The organism is Tenacibaculum aquaeponti, assembly GCF_052084715.1.
In the GTDB taxonomy this organism is placed as follows: Bacteria; Bacteroidota; Bacteroidia; order Flavobacteriales; family Flavobacteriaceae; genus Polaribacter.
In genome coordinates this window covers 2,476,129-2,494,119 of the sequence record NZ_CP197288.1, presented here as the reverse complement: position 1 = coordinate 2,494,119, position 17,991 = coordinate 2,476,129, and the positions used below count along the sequence as shown (strand labels likewise).

13 protein-coding genes are annotated in these 17,991 nt (G+C 29.4%); 8 read left to right on the top strand and 5 right to left on the bottom strand.

All coding sequences use genetic code 11. The annotated features are described in order from the left end of the window. Window positions 1-19 precede the first annotated feature (19 nt). Window positions 20-3,793 carry a hypothetical protein gene (locus ACSIGC_RS11205; protein WP_442264910.1) on the bottom strand — a complete coding sequence of 1,258 codons (3,774 nt, stop codon included), beginning with the start codon at window positions 3,791-3,793 and terminating at the stop codon, window positions 20-22. A gap of 305 nt (window positions 3,794-4,098) precedes the next feature. Between ACSIGC_RS11205 and ACSIGC_RS11200 the strand changes: the two genes are divergently transcribed. The 5 genes from ACSIGC_RS11200 (at window position 4,099) to ACSIGC_RS11180 (ending at window position 10,391) form a co-directional block, all read left to right on the top strand. Next, complete coding sequence (locus tag ACSIGC_RS11200; protein ID WP_442264909.1) at window positions 4,099-4,896, top strand: XRE family transcriptional regulator; 798 nt, start codon at window positions 4,099-4,101, stop codon at window positions 4,894-4,896. 201 nt (window positions 4,897-5,097) lie between these two features. Further along, a complete protein-coding gene (locus ACSIGC_RS11195; protein ID WP_442264908.1) occupies window positions 5,098-5,760 on the top strand; it encodes a succinate dehydrogenase cytochrome b subunit in 663 nt (220 codons plus the stop codon). Between the two features lie 12 nt (window positions 5,761-5,772). Continuing rightward, window positions 5,773-7,788, top strand: coding sequence for a fumarate reductase/succinate dehydrogenase flavoprotein subunit (locus ACSIGC_RS11190; RefSeq protein ID WP_442264907.1), 2,016 nt, complete (start codon window positions 5,773-5,775; stop codon window positions 7,786-7,788). Between the two features lie 10 nt (window positions 7,789-7,798). Then, on the top strand, window positions 7,799-8,545 hold the full coding sequence (locus tag ACSIGC_RS11185) for a succinate dehydrogenase/fumarate reductase iron-sulfur subunit (RefSeq protein WP_442264906.1): 747 nt from the start codon (window positions 7,799-7,801) through the stop codon (window positions 8,543-8,545). A 76-nt stretch (window positions 8,546-8,621) separates the two neighbouring features. Further along, window positions 8,622-10,391 carry a MutS-related protein gene (locus tag ACSIGC_RS11180; RefSeq protein WP_442264905.1) on the top strand — a complete coding sequence of 590 codons (1,770 nt, stop codon included), beginning with the start codon at window positions 8,622-8,624 and terminating at the stop codon, window positions 10,389-10,391. A 26-nt stretch (window positions 10,392-10,417) separates the two neighbouring features. Here ACSIGC_RS11180 and ACSIGC_RS11175 read toward each other — a convergent pair whose 3' ends face one another. Beyond that, window positions 10,418-10,798 (bottom strand): DUF1573 domain-containing protein, encoded by a 381-nt coding sequence (locus ACSIGC_RS11175; protein WP_442264904.1) that lies wholly within the window; start codon window positions 10,796-10,798, stop codon window positions 10,418-10,420. Between the two features lie 6 nt (window positions 10,799-10,804). Next, complete coding sequence (locus ACSIGC_RS11170; protein WP_442264903.1) at window positions 10,805-11,695, bottom strand: thioredoxin family protein; 891 nt, start codon at window positions 11,693-11,695, stop codon at window positions 10,805-10,807. A 475-nt stretch (window positions 11,696-12,170) separates the two neighbouring features. Between ACSIGC_RS11170 and ACSIGC_RS11165 the strand changes: the two genes are divergently transcribed. From ACSIGC_RS11165 to ACSIGC_RS11155, 3 genes are all read left to right on the top strand, one after another. Beyond that, window positions 12,171-12,851: a sensor histidine kinase gene (locus tag ACSIGC_RS11165; protein ID WP_442264902.1), complete on the top strand. Its 681-nt coding sequence runs from the start codon at window positions 12,171-12,173 to the stop codon at window positions 12,849-12,851. Continuing rightward, window positions 12,848-13,534: a LytR/AlgR family response regulator transcription factor gene (locus tag ACSIGC_RS11160; RefSeq protein WP_442264901.1), complete on the top strand. Its 687-nt coding sequence runs from the start codon at window positions 12,848-12,850 to the stop codon at window positions 13,532-13,534. The genes ACSIGC_RS11165 and ACSIGC_RS11160 overlap by 4 nt, the downstream gene beginning before the upstream one ends. Before the next feature lie 346 nt (window positions 13,535-13,880). Continuing rightward, the gene (locus ACSIGC_RS11155; protein WP_442264900.1) at window positions 13,881-14,213 is read left to right on the top strand and encodes a hypothetical protein; all 333 of its coding nucleotides are present in this window, start codon (window positions 13,881-13,883) and stop codon (window positions 14,211-14,213) included. Between the two features lie 801 nt (window positions 14,214-15,014). Here ACSIGC_RS11155 and ACSIGC_RS11150 read toward each other — a convergent pair. Continuing rightward, on the bottom strand, window positions 15,015-15,692 hold the full coding sequence (locus tag ACSIGC_RS11150) for a hypothetical protein (protein ID WP_442264899.1): 678 nt from the start codon (window positions 15,690-15,692) through the stop codon (window positions 15,015-15,017). After that, entirely contained in the window at window positions 15,685-17,541 is a 1,857-nt protein-coding gene (locus ACSIGC_RS11145) for a tetratricopeptide repeat protein (protein ID WP_442264898.1), read from the bottom strand. Before ACSIGC_RS11145 ends, ACSIGC_RS11150 begins: the two co-directional genes overlap by 8 nt. Window positions 17,542-17,991 lie beyond the last annotated feature (450 nt).

Here is a 17,991-nt window from a genome sequence, read left to right as displayed (position 1 = left end):
ACAATAAAATTTAATGTTTTTATCTTATATCATTAGTTTCACCAACGATATCAAAATCTACGCCTTCTGGAGAAGGCTCTGAAGTTGAGTTTCCATCTCCAAGTTTATAAGTACTTGAATCAAACAAACTATGTTCTTTACAATCTGAATTACAAGGTAACCCCCCTTCTTTTAACACAACAGAATCTGCTTGTAAAATAGTTAAAGCTGTAGGTACACGAGTTTGCCATGATTCTCCTTCAACTACCCCTGAAGGTTCTAGCATTTCTTCTGCAACAGAAACATACAGATCATCTTCTGTATCAGTTATCATTCCTTGTCCACCCCACAATTCACCAGTATTCATAAACCAGTTCACGGCATACTCAAAACCTTGTTTAACTGGCACAACTGTTCTTGCCATACCACTCTGTAAAAATGCTTTAAATATAGGATCATTACCATCTAAGAAATCAAAATTAGCATCCCAATCATCCTGATTTTTATAGAAATAAGGATAAAAAGTATATGCCATAATTTCCCAATCGAAAGCTTGCTCAAAGAATCTTACCACAGAAGCATGATTATTAAGTTTTTCAGATTTTATAACAGTTTTACTATCAGCTCCATAATGACTTTGGCTTACCGTAAACTTATCTTTAAAAGGAGCCGTGATTAAATCAATAGCAATTCGTTTTAACTCTTGTTTTTCAATGCTACGATTTAATTGTGAGCTAAATTCTCGTTGTCTTTCTTTTTCTTCAGGAGCAACTTCTTGGCTTTGTTGGAAATCATTATACTCTTGTACACGATCATAGTAAGCCTCCATAATTGCATTAAAGGTTTCATTTTGCCATTTTTGATAATATTCATCAGTTCTTGTACAAACTGCAGAAATAGAAATAGCAATAGTCCCTGTATCATAAGATTCAAAAGCAACCCCTAATTTATTCTGAACACCTCCTAAATCTGTGAAAACAATATCATCTTTTTTAAAAGCAATCCCATCAAAATCTGATGAATTTAAATTTGGATGTGATGCTGAAAAAAACTTACCAAAACTTTTACCCCCTACATGAATAGAGAAACCTGGGTATTCGCGTTCATCTTTATGAAAATGATAATCAACACTTGCATAAGATTCATTAACTTCATAACCTTCAGGAATATCAATTTCCCCTGTTTCACTAGTTAAGAACCCTACTTCTATACCTCCTTTATTAAAATTTGACCCAAAACCTTTTGTCGCTCTTAAACTTAACTGAGGTACAGGATTAACCTCTGCATTATATTCTGCAGCTATACGTTGATAATTATCCTCTGTTAAAATCGAAGCACCAAATAAACCATTATTAATAACTCCTTCTATTTTAAGTTCTATTGGATGAATTGGTTTTTTAGGTACAATTAATTTATTACTTATTTTATCTGTATTCTTTTCTCTTTTTATATAAGAACTAATATAATATTTAGCAGGCTCTGGTATTGTAAATTCATACATTAAACGCTTACCATAATTTACCAACTTGTTCTTATAAATAACATCTACCCAGCGGTACACTCCTGTTACATGCTCATCTCCTTTTCTATTATCATAACCATGGGTAATATTTTCTTCGTACTCTTTTAAAATTCTACTTGTACGTTTTTTACTTACTTTTTCTACAACACGTTCTAAAGCACGTTCTGTAACTTCCTGTGCATATGTTTGTGCTTGTAAATTAGAATCAGATGATGAATTACTTGACGATGAATTAAAACTAGTTCCTGCAGAAAATTTTCCTCCAAAAATATCGCCAGTCACACTCGCATTAGCACCAAAATTTGTAGCATTATCTTTATTTACAATAGAAGAAGCTTCACTCTGTAATTCATTACGCTCTGTAGAAGTAGTATCCGTTAATACCTCTGCTTCTCTTTCATAACTTTCTTCAGTAATGCTTTCCGAAGAAGTTAAGTTACGGGTAGTTCGCTCTTTATATTCACGCGCCATAACATTTTCTATATGAGAAACTTCTCCTGGAACATAACAACAAACCTCCTGCTCTACACGTCTAAAATCTGCAATACCTAATTGGGTAACCCCATAAATAGTTTCATTACTAGGATTACCGCTATCAGGATTACTTACATCAGAATCTCCTTTAAATGAAAATTGCCCTTCTATTCCTTTAGAAGTTAAATAACCGTTTTCATCTCTAGTAATTGTAATATGTCTATCATTTTCAAAAACGATAATTCTACCATCGCTTAACGCAAGTTCACCATACATTTTATATGTTGCTGCTCTAAGTCCTATCTTTTCTGAAAACAACTCTACATCTAATTTAGTACTTGTAGTACTTGACAAGTTCTTAAAAGATCTTCCATCATAAACAATATCGCCAGTATCACTATTTGTAATTGCATATTGCGCATCTAAAACAGTAACATTACTAGTATTATTTAGAAAAAAAGAAAGTTTTATAGAAGATAAAAGGTCGTTTACACCACTATCAACATACCCTATATAACTCATTTTCAACTCTCTATTACTAACATTTTGAGTAACAGTTTCTCCACCAATGTTAATATTAGTAGTAACTTGAGGCGTATTAGTTAGAATAATTTCTTTTTCTCTTTTTATTTTAGCCTGTAATGCTGTTTTAACCTCAGCAAATGTATCGTAAATTAAAAACTCTAATGAGTTAATTAAATCTTGAGTAACAGATGAAAGTTGCTCTAAAATTTTAGATTGAAAAACCGTTGGGGTAACACCATCTGCCAACCTAATAATCTCTTCAGATTTAATATAATCTATAGATATATTACTTACATCTCTAATTATTTTTACAACTGATTCTTCATTAGTTACAGGATCTATTATAGTATCTATTATTGGCTGATTATTAACCTCTGCTATTTTTTGTTCATAAGCAGCAACAGCATCTTGATATTTCTTTTGCTCTTCTTTATTATATACAATTTCTGCCCTTTGTACTTCTAATAAAGCTGTATTATAAACTTTTAACCTAGATTTTGCTTGCTCTACAAGAACTGTTTTATCTAAAAAATCTGATTGAATAGATGTTAATCCATTTTTACTCGTTAAATCAATCTCACTTTTTGGAGCAAATAAAACTTCTTTAGGTATAATTACACTTGCATTAGCTCTTAAAACAAATTCTTTTTTTTGTTCTTCTGTAAACTCTATAGTAATTTCAGTAGATTCATTTACTAAAAATTCTGTTTCTCTTACAGTTGTACCATCAATTATATTCGATTGCGCATAACCCTCAACAAACTCATTATAACCCTTTAAAAAATGATTAGCAATCAACATTTGAATTAAACCTTCACGAACTGGAGTTGAAACTTTATGAATCGTTTGATAAAATAAATTGTTCCATAATAAAACCTCGTCCTCCTCTTTTAAAAGCAATGCATTTTCTATAGTTAAAATTTCTTCTGGGCTTGAATTTCCATTATAAAGAATTACATCTAAATTTTCAGCAATACTTTTAGCTGTAAAATAGTTTTTATTACGCATTAACCAACTTGAAAAATCATATAGTTTCCCGTAATTTTTCCTTAGTTGCTGTCTATTTTCAATTGCTTGGAAATTCTCAATAGTATATGCATTAGCTAAAGCTTCTGCCCTTTCTTTTTCTTGTACTAAACTTAACCCTGAAACCGATCTATGTGCTAAACTTTCTGTTTCTTTTTCTTCAGGATATGATACAAATAACAATTCTTTTTTTCTTTCATCTGCCAACTGAGGCGAACGCAATGTTACAAACTTAAATAAGCTTGATGTAATCGGTTTTTTTTCCATATAAATATATTTTTTAAATAATTTTTAAACTTTCAAAAAGCACATGTTACCTTTTTGTTTCTGCTTATTTAACAGCAAAACAACAAGTCTATAAAGTTTAAATCAGTAAAATAGGTTGTGTGAAATTTAAAAACAGAAGTATTAAAAAAATGAATTATAGCAAATTAACACCTCTAAAGAATTAGCAATTTTATCACATATGTTTAAGTTTTATTATATTTGCATTTAAACACAGCACAAAAATACAAACATTTTACATTAAAAACAAATGTTTTTGTTTTTAATCATATGTTATAAAATAAAAAATGGACATTTCAAAAAAAATAGCAGAGATAAGGGATTTTCACAAATTAAATAATTTGTCGTTTTCTAAGAGAATTGGTGTAACAGGAACAACTGTTGATAGTATTGTAAATGGTCGCCCACAACCAGATGGTAGTCGTAAAAAAACCAAACCTGGTTACGATGTATTAACATCTATTATCAATGAATTTAATATTAACCCTGATTATTTGTTTGGTAAAAGCGATATTATGTTATATGACGATGTTCCAAATAATAATTATAGCGGAACTCCAAAAGTTGTAGCCACTAATTCTTCTGGAGATGAAAATATTATTTTTGTTCCCACACAAGCGCGTGCTGGATACTTAAATGGTTATGGTGATTCTGAATATATTCAAAACCTACCTTCTTTTAATATGCCACACCTACGCCATGGTTCTTTCCGTTGCTTTGAAGTTCAAGGAAACTCAATGGTTCATACTTTTTTTGATGGCGACTTAGTTTTTGGTCAATATGTTGAAGATTTACAAGACATTAAAGACGGTAGAGTGTATGTTATTGTTAGTAAAAACGATGGAATTGTTTTAAAACGAGTAATAAATAGAATTAAAGAGAGAGGGAAACTCATTTTAAAAAGTGACAATAAAAAAGGAAACTATCCAACTTACACCATAAACGCTGGCGAGGTTATGGAAGTTTGGTATGTTACTATGTATGCATCAAAACAAATGCCTGAGCCAGTAGATGTTTATGATCGTCTTCATGACCTAGAAACTCAAATTGTATTATTACAAGAAGAAATGAACAAAAAAAAATAAAAAGGAGCATTTTCTTTATTTTTTTCAATTATCTACTTTGTAGTTTGAGTGCAAAAAACCAAAAACTGTAATTTCATTAAATTCACACACCTTCTATTTAAACCCATTCTAAATATAAAACAAAAGAATATTTAATCCTTGTACAAATACTACTTAGGTCTTAACTTTGCTAGTAATTATTTCATTCAACAATTAAAAATAATGAGCGGATTATTAAAATCTTCTATAGGAAGAAAGTTTGCCATGGCACTTTCGGCACTCTTTCTAATGGTTTTTTTACTACAACACTTTGTGATCAACATTTTATCGGTTTTTAGCCCTAATGCTTTTAATGAAGCTTCATATTTTATGGGTAATTTCTGGGCTGTGCAATATTTATTGCAACCTGTTTTAATGTTTGGTGTTATTTTCCATTTTGTAATGGGATTTGTGCTAGAAATTAAAAACAAAAGTGCTCGTACAGTAAAATATGCTAAAAACAATGGTGCTGCAAACTCTACTTGGATGAGTAGAAACATGATTTGGAGTGGTTTAGCAATATTAGGTTTTGTAATATTCCATTTAAATGATTTTTGGGTTCCTGAAATGGTTGAAAAATATATAGATGGAAAAAGCCAAGTTGGTAAAGATTTTTATACTCATGTAGTTCACATGTTTGAAAATCCTATCAGAGTAGGTGTATATGTGCTTTCTTTTGTGTTTTTAGCATTACACTTATTACATGGTTTTAACTCTGCTTTTCAATCAGTAGGAGCAAATAATAAATATACTAAAGGATTGAAGACGTTTAGTAAAGTTTATGCAATTGGTATACCATTAGGGTTTATCATCATTGCTTTAGTTCACCATTTCAATCACCACTAATACAATTTAAGTATGGCAACTTTAGATTCTAAAACACCAAAAGGTCCTATTGCTGATAAATGGACTAATCATAAAAATAAAATCAACTTAGTTAACCCAGCGAACAAACGTTTAATAGACGTGATTGTGGTTGGAACAGGTTTAGCAGGAGGTTCTGCTGCTGCAACTTTAGCTGAGTTAGGATATAACGTAAAAGCATTTTGTTTTCAAGATTCTCCACGTCGTGCACACTCTATTGCTGCACAAGGAGGAATTAACGCAGCAAAAAACTATCAAGGAGATGGTGATTCTACCTACAGATTATTTTACGATACTGTAAAAGGTGGAGACTACCGTTCTCGTGAAGCAAACGTTTATCGTTTAGCTGAGGTATCTGCAAATATTATCGACCAATGTGTGGCTCAAGGTGTACCTTTTGCTCGTGATTATGGTGGATTATTAGATAACCGTTCTTTTGGAGGTGTACTTGTATCAAGAACTTTCTACGCAAAAGGACAAACAGGACAACAATTATTATTAGGAGCATATTCTGCTATGAACCGTCAAATCGGTCGTGGGAAAATCAAAATGTACAACCGTCACGAAATGTTAGACGTTGTAATTGTTGATGGAAAAGCTCGTGGTATTATTGCTCGTAACTTAGTTACTGGAGAAATTGAGCGTCATTCTGCTCACGCTGTTGTATTGGGAACTGGAGGTTACGGTAACGTATTCTTCTTATCTACGAATGCAATGGGAAGTAACGTAACAGCTGCTTGGAAAGCTCATAAAAAAGGAGCTTACTTTGCAAATCCTTGTTACACACAAATTCACCCAACTTGTATTCCTGTATCAGGAGATCATCAATCTAAATTAACGTTAATGTCAGAGTCATTGCGTAATGATGGTCGTATTTGGGTTCCAAAGAAAATGGAAGATGTAAAAGCAATTCGTGAAGGAAGTTTAAAACCTACACAAATCGCTGAAGAAAATAGAGATTATTACTTAGAGCGTCGTTACCCTGCATTTGGTAACTTAGTTCCGCGTGATGTTGCATCTCGTGCTGCTAAAGAGCGTTGTGATGCTGGTTTTGGAGTTAACGCAACTGGTGAAGCTGTTTATTTAGATTTCGCTTCAGCAATTGAACGTTACGGAAAAGAGCAAGCGACAATTAAAGGTTTAAATGTAAACGATGCTGCTTTAGTTAAAAAATTAGGACAGGAAGTTGTAAAGAATAAGTACGGAAACTTATTCCAAATGTATGAGAAAATCGTTGATGAGAATCCATATGAAACTCCAATGATGATTTACCCTGCGGTTCACTATACAATGGGTGGAATTTGGGTTGATTATAACTTAATGACAACTGTTCCTGGATTATATGCTATTGGAGAGGCTAACTTCTCTGATCACGGAGCCAACCGTTTAGGAGCTTCTGCATTAATGCAAGGTTTAGCTGATGGTTATTTCGTATTACCATACACAATTGGTGATTATTTAGCTGATGATATTCGTACAGGACCAATTTCTACGGAAACTCCTGAATTCGATGAGGCAGAAAAGAGTGTTCGTGCTACAATTGACAAATTTGTTAACAATAACGGAACAAAATCTGTTGATTATTTCCACAAACGTTTAGGAAAAATAATGTGGAACAAAGTGGGAATGTCTCGTAACGAACAAGGTTTAAAAGAAGCTATCGAAGAAATTTCTGCTTTAAGAGCTGAATTTTACAGTGATGTTAGAGTTCCTGGTGGAGCAAATGAATTTAATGAAGAATTAGCAAAAGCTGGAAGAGTAGCTGACTTCTTAGAATTAGGAGAGTTATTTGCTAAAGATGCTTTAAACAGAACAGAATCTTGTGGAGGTCACTTCCGTGAAGAATCTGTTGAATTAGACGGCCCTCAAAAAGGTGAAGCTTTACGAAATGATAAAGAATTTGCTTATGTAGCTGCCTGGGAATACAAAGGTGAACCTAAAGATGCTGTTTTACACAAAGAAGAGTTAGAGTTTAACGATATTGAATTAAAACAACGTTCATACAAATAAGGAAAGAATTATGAAGTTAACGTTAAAAATTTGGCGTCAGAAAGGCGCTAGCGATAAAGGAAAAATGGTTGATTATAGTATCAGCGATGTGTCGCCAGATATGTCTTTCCTTGAAATGTTAGATGTTTTAAACACACAATTAATCGAAACTGGTGATGAGCCTGTAGCTTTTGATCATGATTGTCGTGAAGGAATTTGTGGAATGTGTTCTTTATATATTAATGGTGAAGCTCACGGACCAGATAGAGGTGTAACAACTTGTCAATTACACATGCGAAAATTCAAAGATGGTGATACAATTTATATCGAACCATTTAGAGCTAAAGCATTCCCAGTAATTAAAGATTTAGTTGTTGACAGATCTGCTTTTGATAGAGTTCAACATGCTGGTGGGTTTATTTCTGTAAATACTTCTGGTAATACTCAAGATGCAAATGCTATTCCTGTAAATAAGGAAAATGCAGATAAAGCTTTCGATGCAGCTACTTGTATTGGTTGTGGAGCTTGTGTTGCTACTTGTAAGAACTCATCTGCAATGTTATATGTTTCTGCTAAAGTTTCTCAGTTCGCCTTATTACCGCAAGGACAAGTAGAAGCTACAGATCGTGTATTAAACATGGTGAAACAAATGGATGAAGAAGGATTTGGTAACTGTACTAACACAGGAGCTTGTGAAGTAGAATGCCCGAAAGGAATTTCTTTAGAAAACATTGCTCGTATGAACACTGAATTCTTAAAAGCAAGTTTAAAAGGATAAAATAATATTATCTATATAAAAAACCCAAGACTATAGTCTTGGGTTTTTTGTTTCTTTATTATTATAATAATTGTGTATGGATACTCCTAAAAATTTCTATCAAAAACAAGTAGAAAAACACCAACAACTTATTAGTATATTGAACAAATCTGCAACTAATTTAAGTATGTTAAGATTATTAGTGTTTTTAATAACTTGTTTTGGTATATATACTTCTTTTAATAAGTGGAGAACTATTATTCTAATAACTATTATTGGAATAATAGTATTTATTTTTTTATTGTTAAAACACATTAAACTTAAGAGAAAAAAAGATTTAACAAATGCTTTATTAAACATTAATAAAGAAGAATTAGATATCTTATCTAGGGCATTTCATGATAAAAAAACTGGTATAGAGTTTCAAGATCCAAAACACTATTATAGTTTAGATATAGATTTATTTGGCGTAGGTTCATTCTTTCAATTTATAAATAGAACAAATATTAAAGAAAGTACGCTAAAACTAGCTGACATTTTAAAAGCAAATAATATAACTCATATAGATACACGTCAGCAGGCTATAAAAGAACTAGCATCTAAACCAAAATGGCGTCAAAACTATCAAGCTATTTCGAGTTTAATTAAAGTAGAAACTTCTGCAAAAAATATTATTCAATGGCTTAAGAGCTATACCTCTTTTATTCCTTCTCAAATGGAATGGATTTCTATAGTCTTTTCAACACTATCTGTAAGCTTGTTTATTGCAGTGTATTTAAACTATATAAGTTCTACATTAGTACTCATCTGGATGTCTTTGGGATTGGGAATTACTGGTCGTTATTTAAAGAAAATAAATACTGTATCTCAAAATTCAGATCAGATAAAAGACACATTTCGTCAATATTCGTTTTTACTGAATAAAATAGAAAACGAATCATTTACAAGTACTTTGTTAAAAGAAAAACAATTAAACATTCAATCTGAAACAAAAAAAGCTTCACTAATTTTTTCAGCTTTTACTAGTGCTTTAGATGCACTTGATAATAGAAATAACATTCTTGTTGCTATTTTAGGGAACGGATTCTTTTTACTTGATATAAAAAACACTTTACGAATTGAAAAGTGGATTGCGAATTATAAAAACACGGTAGAAAACTGGTTCGAAGCTGTTACTTTTTTCGATGCTTATAATAGCTTAGGAAACTTTGCTTTCAATCATCCAGAATATACTTATCCGGTATTAAGTAATAATGCGACTATACTAAACACGAAAAATTTAGGACATCCTTTATTAAAAAAAGAAAAAAGAATAGATAATGATATTTTAATCAACAGAGAGCAATTTTTTATTATTACTGGTGCAAATATGGCTGGAAAAAGTACTTTTTTACGCACCGTATCTTTAAATATTGTTATGGCAAATATTGGTTTACCTGTTTGTGCTTCTTCTTGTAAATATTCTCCTATAAAATTAATTACAAGTATGCGTACAAGTGATTCTTTAACTGATGATAGTTCTTATTTTTTCTCAGAATTAACTCGATTGAAATTTATTGTAGATCAAATCGAAACTACTTCTTATTTTATCATTTTAGATGAAATTTTAAAAGGAACAAATAGTACAGATAAAGCTATCGGCTCTAAAAAGTTTGTTGAAAAATTAGTTGGTTCTAAAGCTACCGGAATTATTGCAACCCACGATTTAAGTTTATGTGAAATACAAAACGAACTAAAAGAAGTAAAGAACTATTATTTTGATGCAGAAATCGTTAATAATGAACTTTTCTTCGACTACACTTTTAAAAAAGGAATCTGTGAAAATATGAATGCTAGTTTTTTACTAAAAAAGATGGAAATTATTTAAATCTCCATCTTTAAATAAAAGTGATATTATTGTATAGCTTTTTCTGATGTAGCTATAAACCCTTTTATTTTTAGCATTTTTCTTTCTTCCTTTGCGTTAGAAAAAACTGTTATTGCTTTAGAGAAATTTCCAGGTCTTTTCGTATCGTATGAGATTGCTATTTTCCCTTTCTCTCCTGGCATAATTGGTTTTTCTGGCTTCTGTGGAACTGTACATCCACAAGTAGATTTAATATGTTTTATAATTAATGGAGCGTCACCTATATTGGTGAACTCAAAAACTCGTAGTCCATCAGAACCCTGAGCTACTTTTCCATAATTAATTAATTCTTTCTCAAACTTAAATTCTTGACTGTGTAATAGCATTCCGAATAAAAACACGAATACTAATGTGATTTTTGTTTTCATAATTTATTATTTTAAAATGTGATGTTCTATTTCTTTTATTAACTCTTTTGCTTTTTCATTTTTAGAATATAAACTCAGAGATCTGTAAAGTGATTCTAAGGCTTTTTTGTAGTTCTTTTCCTGATGATAAAACTTTCCTAAACTATAATGAGTGATATAATGATTTGGATAAACTTTTGCATTTAATTCAAAAGCATATCTTGCTTTTTCTAATTCATTTGCTCTAAGTTTTACAAAACCATAAGTATTCAATTCTTTAACACCCTCAGCTATTTCAGGTAAATAACTAATGAGTTGCTTCTCCTGAGTTTTTAAACTGTCTTTTTGAGTATTTAATAAAGTGTTTATCAATTCAACAGCACTGTATTTCGATGTATACTTTTTTCCTTGAACTATTTTTAATAAATCACGTTCATAGGTTTCTTTTGGATGCTCTACAATTCTATTAATTTCTTTCCCGTTTTTATAAAAAATAAAAGTAGGTACACGATGAATATTTAACCCTTTCTCTTCTCTGTTTGGTGATTGTTTATATGCTTCATCTTTTCTATCTAAAGCTATAAACTCTATGTTTTCTTTAGGAAAATTCGACTCATCTAAAATCTTTAAAAAAATAGGTACATTTCGTTTACTATCTCCGCACCAAGAACCAAAAAATACTTTTATTTTATAAGGTTTAAGTTCTTTTTTAAGCAGTTTAGTAATTTTATCATTAAATAAATACGCCCTATAATTTTTAGAAAACCAATTAAAATCTTCGTGATTAAAAGAAGCTCTATTTACTTTTCCTAATAACATAGATTTTCCTTTTTCGTTTGTAACTAGCCCTTTTGTTTTTTGAGCAAAGCCAATATTAAAGAAAAAGAAACTTATTAAAATAAATATTTGTTTATTCATAATTAACATATTGTTTTTCACAAACATACATGCTTTTTAAAGTGATAAAAAATGAAATAAACGTTCTACATTAAAACAAGTACAAACTGGTGTTTTTAAATTAATTTTGTGTTTCGTACCTTCATTTATGCATTTTATACTCTTGTAATAGAAATTATACTATTAATATGTATTTTCATATATTATTATGGAAGTTATTAAAAAGCATATCACCGAAACAATTGTTCATTTATTATTTTGGACGCTATTTTGTTTTATTTCTCTATTTGTTTTTTCACAATATTATTGGTCTGAAAATCCGTTTTTACAATATGTATTTATATTGCTAATCTTAGTTTATAGCAATAATTTCTTCCTCCTCCCTTTTTTTGTAAAAAGAAAATGGTATTTATTATACGCAGTACTTTTTGTTTTGATATCTTTTTTTGCAACTCAATTTTACTGTAACGTATTTACTTCTTGTGGTTGCACAATAATGAAATGTTTAAGTGATTATTTATGGCAAACCATTGTTCCTCTTATCTTTTTCTCATTTATTTGGCTTTTGTTTAAGTATTTAAACACAGAAGAAGAAATTCGTAAAGCTCAAGAAGAAAAAACTATTATGGAATTAAAGTTTTTGAAATCTCAGATTAATCCACATGTGTTATTTAATAACTTAAACACAGTATATTCTTACGCCATAGAAAAACCTGAAGAAACTCCTGATTTAATTTTAAAATTATCCGAAAACCTTAAACACGTTTTATATGAAAGTAATGCTGATTTTATTCCTTTAGAAAAAGAATTAAATTATATCGATAATTACATTGCCTTTCAAAAGATTAGAACAGAAGGAATAAAAAAAATACACTATAAAAAATCTATAAATTCATTACAACATAATATTGCTCCGTTATTATTAATCACTTTGATAGAAAATGCTTTTAAACATAGTACTACTAATAGCGACATTCATATAACCATTAATGTAAATAATGGAGTTTTAATTTGTACTTGTGAAAATGAATATATAGTTTCTGAAGATAAGTTGAATCAACGTATTGGTATAAAGAACATGGAGAAACGTTTAAAATTACTTTATGAAAACCATTATAGTTTGAAAATAAATAAATCAAAAACTTATCTTGTTTCTTTAAAATTAGATTTGGTATGATTACATGTATTATTATTGAAGATGAATTGCCTGCTCAAAAAATTTTAAAGAGTTTTTTAAATAAGACATTAAACATAGAGTTATTAGCTAGTTTTCAAACAGCAAAAGAAGCTCATAATTTTTTACTCACTAGTACAGTCGACTTTGTTTTCTTAGACATAAACTTGCCTGACATTATGGGGATTGACTTTATGAAAACATTGATTAATCCTCCTTATGTTATAATAACCACAGCTTACCCTGATTATGCTTTAGATAGTTTTGACCTAGAAACTATTGTTGATTACTTAGTAAAACCTTTCTCATTCGATCGTTTTTTAAAATCCATTCGTAAAATAGAACAACGAATGAAGCAAATTGAAACTGAACCTAACGATAGTATATTTTTAAATATTGATAAAACCTTACACAAAGTTTTACTTCGTGATATTCTCTATATTGAATCTGATAGAAACTATTTAACCTTTGTAACTCGCGAAAAAAAATACGTTTTTATCGATTCTTTAAAGAATTGGCCAACTAAACTTCCTGATCACTTTATTCAAGTTCATAAGTCATATATTATTAATGTAAATCATATCAATAAAATATCTGGAAATGAAATTGGAATAAACAAAATTAGTATCCCGATAGGAAGAACTTTTAAATCAAATTTCATGATGAAATTTAATACTGAAATTTGACACAAATTTTAAACTTCACGCACAAATCTGACGTCCGTTTTTTAACCGAAAATCACCTTAAATTAACAGTGTTTTTTAAATTTTTCGTTTTTTAAAATTAAATATTCAATATTTAAACAGCCTTTTCAAATGTTATAAGTAAATAATATTCAACAAAAACAACTTTTAATTGAATATTATTCAATGTTTTTTAAATGTTAATTTTCAGAGAACTTTAACAAAAAACACCCTAAAATAGACGTTTTATTAACATTTTTGATAGTCAAAAATAAAGAAGGCTGAACTACTTTTGGAGTATCAAAATTTAATAAAAAAAATTATTTAAAACCCGAAAAAAACCAGAACAATGAAAAAGCTAGTAACATTAATCGTAGTAACATTAATTAACTTTTCTGCATTTGCTAATACAGACAAACCTGTAAAAACTGTAAAAGCAGAATTAAGAACTGAAATTATTAAACTTCTAGGAAAAGCTGATTTCGATTACAAAAGAGATATCAATACTTCTATTGAGTTTACTATTAACAACAAAGGTGAAGTTATCGTTTTAACCGTTAATTCTGATAACACTAATGTTGATGCTTACGTGAAAAATAAATTAAACTATAAAGTAATTACAACTGAAGCTAATGTTATCGGTAAAACTTATAAAATGCCTTTAACAATTTTAAAGAAATAATTAGAAAACACGAATACCCCGAAATAAAAAGAGACTAGTTTGATAATGAAACTAGTCTCTTTTTTTATATAGAATAAGTAGTAAGTTCTGTTTAAAAAAGAGGTTGACTTTTAGTGACCAACCTCTCATATAATCCCCTAAAATGTTTTCATCCTCTTTATCACATCGATGATGATCACACTACAAAGATATGATAAGGTCACAATTTATAAATGGGGATTTCCGCAATCTAAAATGTGGATTTATGCAACACTGTTTTTTAACCAAAAAAAACCTTTTAAGTAAACTTAAAAGGTAATTTATTTTTCTTTCTAATCTTTTCCTTGAATTCTTCCCTAAATGGTGAATTTTCTATTGAATTCTATCCAAAAGTACTTAAGTATCTATTCTTAAAAAAAGGGATATATGTAGTTAAAAATGTGGTTTTCCGCAGTGCTATTTTTCGAACAAAAAAAAAGAGGTTGACTTGTGATCAACCTCTCATATAATCCCCTAAATGTTTTCACCCTCTTTGTTACATCGATGATGATCACACTACAAAGATATAGCAAGGTCACAATTTTTTAAAGGGGATTTCCGCAATCTAAAATGTGGATTTATGTACACTTATATTTACCTAGTTTTAAACACAAAAAACCCTTTAAGCTTTTGCTTAAAGGGCCTATTCTTCTTTTCTAATCTTTTCCAGGAATTCTTCCCAAAATTTGTGAATTATTTGATTAATTCGATTCAAAAGTAATTAAGAGATAAAGATCCTGAAAAGGGATATATGTAGCCAAAAATGTGGATTTCCGCAGTGGGTTAATCTAAAATACCTAACTCCTTAGCTTTCAAAACTAAATCGGTATTATTATTGGCTTGTAAATCTGTTCTTAATTTGGCTAATTTATTTTCAATAGAACGAATCTTTAAAAAACTACCATCATCTTTAGTGATAATTCCTTCTAGATTACTAATTTTTGGATGATTCGGAAGTTCTTTTAAAATTTGAACTGCAACATCATCCATTTGAATTTCTATTAGTGCTCTTTTTAAAAGTTTCTGATGAATTTCATGTGTATAATACACCTCATCGGCTAACATTTTCTGAATAGCAAAATTTAATTCGTTCGTATTACACTTTCCTTTTAATAAGTATGCAGATGGTTTTAAATTCTGAATAACATTAAAAATTCTATTCGTTTCAGAATGTCCTGTAATTACACCAACTTTAATTGGAATTTCTTCTCTATTAATAGTTTTTATTAAACTCTCACCTCCATCTATTTTACACGTTTCATCTGTATTATCGAAACTTAAATCTGTAAATAATATTTGAAAAGGTTCATCTACTAAGGCTACTTTAATCTTAGCATAGGCATCGTCGCACGAATTTGTAGTTTCTATTTCTAAATTATCAATCCCTTTAAGATATGAAAGTATTCCTTCTATAATTAGCTGATGATCATCAGCAATTAATATTTTAATTGTTTCAGGCATTTAGCGGAACTTGAATTTCTATACTGGTTCCTTTGTGAACTTCACTAGAAATTGTAAGCTTACCTTGTAATTCTTCTACACGTTCTTGCATGTTTTGTAATCCAATTCCTTTTTTAGAAGTTGTTGTATCGAAACCAATACCATTGTCTTGTATTGCCAAAAATACTGATTTTTTATGGACTTTAAAACTGATATCCATTCTCGAGGCTTGTGCGTATTTTTCACAATTCTGAATACTCTCTCGAATACTTAAATACAACACTCTTTTAATAGAATTATCTATCTCTTCCCAATTAATCTTTTTTAAGTTGTGTGCTCTAATAATAAAGTTCGGAGCAAAATAATCACTTATCAAATTAATAATCTGATCGGTAAAGTTTACTTTCTCAAAACTTACACTGCTTAATTGGTGCGATAAATTACGCACATTATCTTTTACTAACTCTAGTTTTTCTGCTTCTGCTAATAAACTTGTTTGTGCTAATTTTAAATGTAACAAACGTAAATCTCCAGCCACTTCATCGTGTAAAGATTTTGCAATTTGTCGTCGTTCTTTTTCTCGAGCTTCTATTTTTTGTAGTTGTGCTTGAAACAATAACTTTTTTCTACGGAAAGAAAAGAAAGAAACACTAGACGCTAAAATTAAAATACTAAGTGTAGCCACCAGCCAACCTATAATTTTTTGTTGTCGTTGTTTCTCTACCTCAATAATACGTTGCTCGTTTTCTGCTTTTAAAAATGTATTCTCTTTCTCTTTTTTATCAGTCTCATAACGAATTTTTGCAAACTGATTTTTTAGTTTACGTTCTTCATTAAACAAACTATCATTTAATGTAATATACTCTTCTAGATATTTTTTAGACTCATCACCAGTACTTAACTCAGAAAGTGTTTTTAAGGCTTCTAACCAACGTTCATTATTATGTGTTTGTGTAGCAAATTTTAAACCTTCTTTGGCATGAAATTTTGCTTTACTGTAATTCTTAATATCTTTATAATATTCTGCTAAGTTCAAATGAGTTGTACTTACACCATGTAAGTTTTTCTCTATAACCTTAATTTTAAGTACTTCTAAATATTTTTCTAATGTAAACTTATTTTTACCCAATTCTGATTGACTGTAAGTCAAATTTTCTAATAACAAACTATAATGAGCTGGGAATTTTTCCTTGATACTATCAAAACTTAAACCTTTTTCAAAATATTTAGTTGCTTTTTTATGAGCCTTAGTTTCTTGATATAATAAACCTAAATTATTTAGTATATGTAAATACGATCTATCTTTTCTTCTTTTGTTAGATGATATTAAAGAATTAACATCTAAAGCTTTACTGTAATATTCAACCGCTTTTTTTTCTTGACCTAATTCAAGTGAAACTAAACCTAAATTATTATAAATATTAACAATATATTTATATGAATTCAAAGGTTCTAAATATTGTAACGCTTCTACAGAAGTTATTTCACTACCTAAATAATCACGTGCTTCTCTTTGTAAATTTGCAATACTTAATAGACGCCTGCCAACTTCTATTGAATCTTTTAAATATTTCGATACGTTTTTAGATTGATTATAATAATAATAAGTACTATCATTTATATATTCCAACTCATATCTCATCGCTTTGTATTGAAAGAATTTAGCTAATAATAAAGAATCATTAGTCTTTTCATATAAATTATTAATTAATTTATATGAATTTATTACACCAGAAATATCTTTGTTGTAATACGAAAATCTTCCTTCATTTATAATACTTTTTTTTAAGCTGTCTTGGTTGACTATTTTCCTATTCGTATTTTGACTATATACACTAGAGATTATAAAAAAAAGAAATAAAAACCTCATAAAACAAATAATATCATATTCTAAATATAAACAAAAACCCTCAACTAAAAGGAAGAGTTGAGAGTTTTAAATGTTTTTGATTTGGTAATAACTTATTTATTTCCTCCATCATTTCCTCCATCACCACCACCACCATCTCCAGAAACTCCATCATCTCCTCCTGGAAATTTAATATCTATTGCTTGTAAATTGTGAGTAAAAGTTTTCATACACTGTATTTTTTAAAAATTATTAATAATGTTTGTTAGCGTTTTAAATTTAGCTTTTTTCTTGTAGATACGCAAAAGTCGCAATTTTTTATACACTAACAATCGACCTTGCTTATATATAACAATAATTATGCCTTTTTTAACGTTTATTTATCATTTTTAAACTCTTGTAAAGTTTAAAATCATAATTATTTGACAAAAAAACACTTACAAAAGTTAATTTTTATAAATATAAAAAATG

Bases quoted from the DNA above. Each gene is read 5' to 3' on its own strand.
- ACSIGC_RS11205 (WP_442264910.1), bottom strand. From the start codon at position 3,793: ATGGAAAAAAAACCGATTACATCAAGCTTATTTAAGTTTGTAACATTG.
- ACSIGC_RS11200 (WP_442264909.1), top strand. From the start codon at position 4,099: ATGGACATTTCAAAAAAAATAGCAGAGATAAGGGATTTTCACAAATTA.
- ACSIGC_RS11195 (WP_442264908.1), top strand. From the start codon at position 5,098: ATGAGCGGATTATTAAAATCTTCTATAGGAAGAAAGTTTGCCATGGCA.
- ACSIGC_RS11190 (WP_442264907.1), top strand. From the start codon at position 5,773: ATGGCAACTTTAGATTCTAAAACACCAAAAGGTCCTATTGCTGATAAA.
- ACSIGC_RS11185 (WP_442264906.1), top strand. From the start codon at position 7,799: ATGAAGTTAACGTTAAAAATTTGGCGTCAGAAAGGCGCTAGCGATAAA.
- ACSIGC_RS11180 (WP_442264905.1), top strand. From the start codon at position 8,622: ATGGATACTCCTAAAAATTTCTATCAAAAACAAGTAGAAAAACACCAA.
- ACSIGC_RS11175 (WP_442264904.1), bottom strand. From the start codon at position 10,798: ATGAAAACAAAAATCACATTAGTATTCGTGTTTTTATTCGGAATGCTA.
- ACSIGC_RS11170 (WP_442264903.1), bottom strand. From the start codon at position 11,695: ATGAATAAACAAATATTTATTTTAATAAGTTTCTTTTTCTTTAATATT.
- ACSIGC_RS11165 (WP_442264902.1), top strand. From the start codon at position 12,171: ATGAAATGTTTAAGTGATTATTTATGGCAAACCATTGTTCCTCTTATC.
- ACSIGC_RS11160 (WP_442264901.1), top strand. From the start codon at position 12,848: ATGATTACATGTATTATTATTGAAGATGAATTGCCTGCTCAAAAAATT.
- ACSIGC_RS11155 (WP_442264900.1), top strand. From the start codon at position 13,881: ATGAAAAAGCTAGTAACATTAATCGTAGTAACATTAATTAACTTTTCT.
- ACSIGC_RS11150 (WP_442264899.1), bottom strand. From the start codon at position 15,692: ATGCCTGAAACAATTAAAATATTAATTGCTGATGATCATCAGCTAATT.
- ACSIGC_RS11145 (WP_442264898.1), bottom strand. From the start codon at position 17,541: ATGAGGTTTTTATTTCTTTTTTTTATAATCTCTAGTGTATATAGTCAA.